Origin of the sequence: Pseudomonas sp. P7759 (assembly GCF_013386445.1) — a bacterium.
In the GTDB taxonomy this organism is placed as follows: domain Bacteria; phylum Pseudomonadota; class Gammaproteobacteria; order Pseudomonadales; family Pseudomonadaceae; genus Aquipseudomonas; species Aquipseudomonas azotoformans_A.
The window spans coordinates 1-394 of sequence record NZ_JACART010000137.1 but is presented as its reverse complement, the minus strand read 5'-3'; the positions used below and the strand labels follow the sequence as shown (position 1 = coordinate 394).

Here is a 394-nt window from a genome sequence, read left to right as displayed (position 1 = left end):
ATGCGCACCTTCCGCGCGGCAACCCGTCATATGCATGCAGGCGGCGCGCTGGTGGCGATTTCGTCGATTGCCGGCGGCGTGTATGGCTGGCAGGAACACAGCCACTACGCGGCGGCCAAGGCTGGCGTGCCGGGGTTGTGCCGGTCGCTGGCGGTGGAATTGGCGGCCAAGGGCATTCGTTGCAATGCGGTGATTCCAGGGTTGATCGAGACGCCGCAGTCGCTGGATGCAAAGAACTCGCTGGGGCCGGAAGGCTTGGCCAAAGCGGCGCGCGCGATTCCGTTGGGCCGGGTAGGGCGGGCGGATGAAGTGGCGTCGCTGGTGCAGTTTTTGACCAGTGACGCGTCGAGCTATCTGACCGGGCAAAGCATTGTCATCGACGGTGGCCTTACCG

General features: G+C 65.0%; 1 protein-coding gene. It reads left to right on the top strand.

Annotation, left to right across the window (positions count from 1 at the left end):
• On the top strand, positions 1 to 394 hold a 394-nt coding region (locus HX823_RS31660; RefSeq protein WP_177078579.1), incomplete at both ends, for an SDR family oxidoreductase.